Annotated in this window: 5 protein-coding genes and 1 pseudogene; 1 reads left to right on the top strand and 5 read right to left on the bottom strand. The window is 73.4% G+C overall.

The window, feature by feature from the left end; genetic code table 11:
• The 3 genes and pseudogenes from NBW84_RS21735 to pheA form a co-directional block, all read right to left on the bottom strand.
• A pseudogene (locus NBW84_RS21735) lies at nucleotides 1–467 on the bottom strand (aminoglycoside phosphotransferase); the annotation flags it as partial.
• A 94-nt stretch (nucleotides 468–561) separates the two neighbouring features.
• Nucleotides 562–1,698 carry a hypothetical protein gene (locus tag NBW84_RS21730; protein ID WP_445548805.1) on the bottom strand — a complete coding sequence of 379 codons (1,137 nt, stop codon included), beginning with the start codon at nucleotides 1,696–1,698 and terminating at the stop codon, nucleotides 562–564.
• Nucleotides 1,699–2,678: 980 nt separating this feature from the next.
• Nucleotides 2,679–3,620 carry a prephenate dehydratase gene (gene pheA / locus NBW84_RS21725; protein ID WP_250286919.1) on the bottom strand — a complete coding sequence of 314 codons (942 nt, stop codon included), beginning with the start codon at nucleotides 3,618–3,620 and terminating at the stop codon, nucleotides 2,679–2,681.
• A 477-nt stretch (nucleotides 3,621–4,097) separates the two neighbouring features.
• Between pheA and larB the strand changes: the two genes are divergently transcribed.
• The gene (larB, locus tag NBW84_RS21720; protein ID WP_250286917.1) at nucleotides 4,098–5,054 is read left to right on the top strand and encodes a nickel pincer cofactor biosynthesis protein LarB; all 957 of its coding nucleotides are present in this window, start codon (nucleotides 4,098–4,100) and stop codon (nucleotides 5,052–5,054) included.
• Between the two features lie 247 nt (nucleotides 5,055–5,301).
• Here larB and NBW84_RS21715 read toward each other — a convergent pair whose 3' ends face one another.
• Both NBW84_RS21715 and NBW84_RS21710 read right to left on the bottom strand, forming a co-directional pair.
• On the bottom strand, nucleotides 5,302–5,538 hold the full coding sequence (locus NBW84_RS21715) for a hypothetical protein (protein ID WP_250286916.1): 237 nt from the start codon (nucleotides 5,536–5,538) through the stop codon (nucleotides 5,302–5,304).
• A gap of 152 nt (nucleotides 5,539–5,690) precedes the next feature.
• On the bottom strand, nucleotides 5,691–5,858 hold the full coding sequence (locus NBW84_RS21710) for a hypothetical protein (RefSeq protein WP_250286915.1): 168 nt from the start codon (nucleotides 5,856–5,858) through the stop codon (nucleotides 5,691–5,693).
• Between the last annotated feature and the right edge of the window lie 123 nt (nucleotides 5,859–5,981).

Here is a 5,981-nt window from a genome sequence, read left to right as displayed (position 1 = left end):
CGCCTGGCCGCGGGCCCGTGCCCGGCCGCCGGCCCACGAGCCCCGGCAGGCGGCTGGGCCTCCCCGCCGACGGCGGGCAGGGGAGCCCCGGCTGCCGGCTCCAGCGGCCCTCCCGGCTCCAGCGGCTCCAGCGGCTCCCCGCGGCCGGCATCGACCCACAGGGTGGCCACGGTGCCAGCAATCCACAGCGGCGCCGGCAGGCCCGGCGCCAGGCGCACGGCCGGGACACCGTGGCAGGCCAGCCAGCGAGCGACCTGGACGACCTTGTCCGCCCGGTGCGCCATCGCCCGCGACCCGGATATCCGGACGACCACCCCGGCCCGGGGCAGCCGGAAAACCGCGTTCGCTGCGACTTTGATGATTTCCGCGTCCTGGCCGTCCAGGCCGGCCTCCGCGCAGATCTCCCGAAGAACTTCCCAGGCCCGGGCGACGGTGAAACGCCCGTCACCGGCGGCCGGGCCACTCACCGGCCTTCGTGCGCCGTTCAAGTGATTCACGTGATATGCACCGTCCGTTATCATGATGCTACGGAGGTTGTACGGGGTCAGCGCCGGCCATGACTCACCGCTCGCTTCCCGCGGGGGCCGTTGTCCTGGCAGCCGTCACTCCGGCGGCCTGCTTGACGGCAGCCCGCGACCCGGCGGCGCCCGCTCCGGCGGCAGCCTCGTCCGGGCCGGCCGGCTGACGTCGGCCCTCCCGCTGCCATCCCCGGACGTACGCGGCGAGCTCCCGGACCTCCCGGACATCCCCGTGCGCCCGGGTCATCGCGAGCAGCTGGTCGGCCCGGTTCGACGCCGACGCCACCGTGCGCCCCCAGGAGATCGAAATCGCCTCGGTGGCCAGCGCGCACACCCGGTCGAGCTCAAGGCGGCCCTGGCGGGCCAGCGCCAACGCCAGATCAAGACGGATCACCGACCGGAACCCCGGCGCGTTCATCGCGTCCAGCCGTGGGATGGCGAGCTGCGCGTGTTCCTCGGCGGCGCGGGACCGCCCGAGCAGGCACAGCGCCGTGGTCGCGTTGTAGGCGACCTCGACCGGGTGAAAGGTGTCGAAGCCCGGCCCCGGAGATCCCCAATGTTCCACGGGAATCATGTCGGCGAGGTCATAGGCCAGGTCGAGCGCGCGCGCAGCGCCCCGGACGTCACCGAGCGCGGCCAGCGCGCGGGCTTCCTGACAGACCAGCCGAGCCCGCACCGGGCCCGCGCTGACATACCGCAGCCCGTCCTGGGCGAGCCGCAGGGCCGCGTCCGGACGGCCGCCGTAGAACTCGGCGACCGCCCCGATCTCACGCGCGGACCCCCGCAACGGGCCGTCCCCGGCCCACTCCCCGGCCGCGAAACCGGCGGCGGCCAGGGCCCCGGCCACCTCGGGCTGGCCAAGCTTGAAAGCGGCGTCAGCATGCAGGACAGTGGCCCGGCCAGCGGTGACGCGCAGCCGGCGGGCATCGGAGCCGGTCAGCTGGCGCTGGGCGAGCTGGTCCAGGTAGTGCCGCAGCCGGACCGTCTCGGTGACCATCTGGGCGGGCGGGGTGTGCTCGTGGGTGGCGAGCAGGCCGGCCAGCCATCCCTCGGCATGGGCGATCGCGGCCTGCGCGGTCGTGCCGTGCGCGTCGAGAAGATCCGCAAGCTGCGTGTCGGGGAGGAGCGCGCCCACCATGGCGGCACCGGCATACAGGTGGAACTGCCTGCGGTCGGACATCGGCGGGCCCGCGTCCACCGTCGGCTCTGACGGCGGGGGCTGCCCGTCCGAGGGGGAGCCCGCGGGAAACCCGGCAGCCACCCGCCCCGGCCGGATCACAGGCCCTGGCGGGAGCGCGTGGCCTGGCGGGAGCGCGTGGCCTGGCGGCGCCGGTGCCGCGCGGACATCCAAGCGATCATCCGGAGGGGTACGGGCCGCCGGGATCGCGACCGGCATGACCGGCGCGGTGGACGGAACGGGCCGTTGCGCACCCGGCAGCGCCGGCCAGATGCCGGCCGAGCCGGCCGACGGGCCGGAAGCGGTGTGACCGGGCCCCTTCCGCCGTTCCTCCCACGGCGGCTCTTCACACGGCTGTTCGCGCGGCCCCCGGCGCGACGGGGATTCCCGCTGGACCGGCTCCACCGGTCCCGCTGGTCCGGGCTCCCGGGGCACTGGCAGGGACAGCTCGCCAGTATCGATCATGACTACCGCACTCCCTGGCCTCCCTGTCGGCGAGGCAACTCGTCCGCCCACCCGGGCGAACCCTCTTGGTAGCGAGAATGTAACTCAAGGTAACACAAAAAAATGCCGAAGTGTCGCGACCTGACAGAGAAGCGGGAGAGAACACGTGCGGACCACGACACAAGCGATCACTATCTGGACCAACCGGACGTGACGCACAGTAATCATCCGCGGCTTCGATCGCCCCTTCCAGCCTCGGACGACCCACCACGACGATCCGGGGGCATCGCGTCCGCCTCGGATCCGCAAACCCCCAGAGAGCTGGTCAAAAAGTGTATATCCGTCCCAGAGCGGTCAGAAATGCATGACCGAATACTGTCGAATCACGCGGGTGAAGGAGCCGACGGCCGCCACCACGGCCATACCGGCCCCCGTCCTCCCGGTCAGGGCCCCCGTCCTCCCGGTCAGGGCCCCCGTCCTCCCGGTCAGGGCAGTGCGCGCACCCGGCAGGCCGTCACTGCTGGCAGGCCGCGGATCCGTCAGCGGCCTCGGCCGCGGGTGTCCCCGCGCAGGCCGGACAGCCAGACCGCGGCCTCGTGGAAGGCATCGTCGGACGTGCTCGGCCGCACCGCCCCGGCCCGTCCGTCCGCCCGCGGATAGCTGCCCAGGAAACGCACCTCGGCGCAGAGGCGGTGCAGCGCCGACAGCGCCTCCCCGACCCGCGCCTCGGCCACATGCCCCTCGCAGTCGATCGAGAAGGAGTACCGGCCCAGCCCCGCGCCGGTCGGCCGGGACTCCAGCCGGGTCAGGTTGACCCCCCGGACGGCGAACTCGGTCAGGATCTCCAGCAGCGCGCCGGGATGATCGTCCCGCTCGAACAGCACCACCGTGGTGCGGTCGGCCCCGGTGGGCGGCGGCGGCGGGGCCGGGCGGGTGACCAGCACGAACCGGGTCTGCGCACCGTCGACGTCCTGGACGTCGTCGGCCAGCACCGACAGGCCGTAGCGGGGGGCGGCGAAGGCGCCGGCGAGCGCGGCGTCGACCTCCCCGGCCTGGACCCGGCGGGCCGCCTCGGAGTTGCTGAACGACGGCTCCCACCGCGCGTCGGGCAGGTTCTTGGCCAGCCACCGGCGGCACTGCGGCTGGGCGTGCGGATGGCTGGAAACCGTGCGCACCGCGTCGAGCACGGTCCCGGGCCGGGCCAGCAGAGCGAACCGGATCAGGAGCACGACCTCGGCGGTGACCTGGAGCAGATCACCGGCGGCCAGTTCGTCCAGGGTCGTCGACACCGAGCCCTCGACCGAGTTCTCGAACGGGACGAGCGCACCGTCGGCGTCCCCCTGGCGGACCGCGTCCAGTGCCGCCGCCACGTTCGGCAGCGGGTCGAGCCGGGCCCCGTCGGCGATCGGCAGGGTCATCAGCGCCGCTTCGGAGAACGTGCCGGGCGGCCCCAGATAGACCAGACGCGTCGTTGACGTCATACCGACGACCTTCCGGATGTCATGCCGACAGCCTTCCACGTGGACGGGGCGGGACCGCCGGGGCGAGCGGCGCCCCCATGGCGGAGCCGGTCACCGGGGCAACGGACATCGCGGCAGCCCCCGACCGTGCCCCGACAGTGCCCAGGAGGAGAAGAGCCCGGACGCGTCCCAAGCGGATCTCTCAACGGTACGAGGTGCTGGATACCGGGCGAACGGGCACCCGGCATCCAGCACCGGGCCCGTCGTCAGCTCTGCCGGCTCCGCGTCTCCCACCTCGACGATCCTACGGTCCGGTGACGGATCGCATCCGTGGGCCCCGCCCGGCCGCCCCGGCTATCCCCCGCCGCCCCGGTCACCCCGCCGCCCGGCCGTTCCGGCGCCCGGCCGTTCCGGCGGGCCGGACAGCGGCGGCGCGGGCGGGCCGTCGGCACGAACAGGCAGCAGAGATCCAGGCGGCGGACCCATAGGGTCGGCGGTATGGACACGGAGGATGTGCGGCTCCTGCTGGATGCCGTGGCCTCCGGCACGGTCGGGCCGGACGACGCCCTGGCACGCCTGGCCGCGGGCCCGCTCGGCGACGGCGGCGGCTGGAGCGACCTCGGGTACGCCCGTGTCGACACCCACCGCGGGCTTCGCACCGGCGACCCGGAAGTCGTCTACGCCGCCGGCAAGACCCCGGCGCAGACGGTCGGCATCGTCGCCGAACTGCGGCGGACTGCCGGCCCCGGCCGTCCGACGCTGGTCACGCGGGCCGACGCCGCCACCGTCGCGGCGCTGCGGGCGCGCTGGCCGGACGAGCTCACGATGTCCGCGCGGACAGCGGCCTGGGCGTCCGGCGACGCTGTCAGCACACCCTCCGCGGCGGCCGGCCGCACCGCCGAGCATGCCGATACCACCGGCCGTACCGGCACCGCCGGCCGCTCCATCTTCGCCGGTCATGAGGCCTTTGCCAGTCATGCGGCCGGTGTGTCACAGGGTGCGGTCACGGTTGCCGTCGGCCCGTTGCCCCCGGCTCGCGGCCGGGTTGTCGTCGTCTGCGCCGGGACGTCGGACGCCCCGGTCGCCGCGGAGGCCGCGCTGACCGCCCGCGCGTCCGGGGCGGGCGTTGAGACGATCATGGATGTGGGGGTCGCCGGGCTGCATCGGGTCCTCGCCGTCCGTGACCAGCTGGCTGGGGCCGACTGCCTGATCGTCATCGCCGGCATGGAGGGAGCCCTACCGAGCGTGATCGGCGGGCTGGTCGGCACACCGGTCGTTGCCGTCCCGACCAGCGTCGGTTACGGCGCGTCCCTCGGCGGGCTTACCGCACTGCTCGCCATGCTCACCTCGTGCGCTCCCGGCATCGCGGTGTGCAACATAGACAACGGTTTCGGCGCGGGCGTCTTCGCGGCCCGTGTCGTCCGCCGTTCGGCGTCCGACGCCCGCCAGTCGTAACCCCACAGTCGTAGGTGGAAACCGCTGTCATGACAGCTCTTTTCCACCTACGGCTTCGATGCCCGTAGGTGGAAAACGTCGTCCGGACAGCCCTTTCCACCTACGCACGACGGGCACTGGTTGTGGTTGTGGCTGGTTTCAGTGGTTTCCGCTGTCGTCCAGGTCCACTGGGTCCAGGTCCGCTGGCGTGTCCGGGCCCGCTGTCGGCCCGGACGGGCGTCCTGCCCACGTCGCGGCCGTGCGCCGGTCAACGCTCCCGGCGGTGGGAGTCCCGATGGGCGGGGATGCGGCGGCCACCGGTACCGGCACCGGCACCGGCACCGGCACCACCACGGCGCAGGCCGGTCCCCCGGTCGACCCGGCGCACCGCGTCGCCGCCCTCGGCCCGGTGGCGTTCCTGGCTGATCCGGTCCCTGATCAGATCCAGCGCCCGGTCACGGTCGCCCTCGTCGAGTCCGTGCATGAGACTGTCGAAAACACTCAAGAGTTCTCCCCGGAACAAAGATCGCGGAAAATGTTCCACTTTTTCTCGCTGTAAGAACCTCTTTTCGTCGCGCCGGTTCTCGTCGCACCGCCCACGCGGCGGCGCCGGCCGCCGACACCGGACGCCGGCGGATCGCCGGCACCCATGACCGGTCAGGCGGCCGGGCCGAGCGCCACCTTCGTCCGCTGGTCGACGATCCCGCGGGCCGCCGCCACGGCCGGCACCGGCCGCCGTCGGCGGGGCCGGGCCCGGCGGTGCGCCAGACCCGGCATCCGGACCGAGCGGGACAGGCGCATACTGGCTCCGCACCGTGCGAACATGCTGGGGAATCCTTCCCCGGGCAACGCCGTCGAAAACCGCAGCATCGCCGAAAACCGTCACCGAAAACCGTTGCCGAAGACGTCGGGACCAGCGAGAATCGCCGGTCGGGCAGTGGCCGGCGC

This window comes from Protofrankia sp. CiP1_Cm_nod2, from assembly GCF_920664355.1.
Lineage (GTDB): Bacteria > Actinomycetota > Actinomycetes > Frankiales > Frankiaceae > Protofrankia.
Note: the sequence above shows the minus strand (reverse complement) of the source record. Positions and strands in the feature narration are given on the sequence as shown.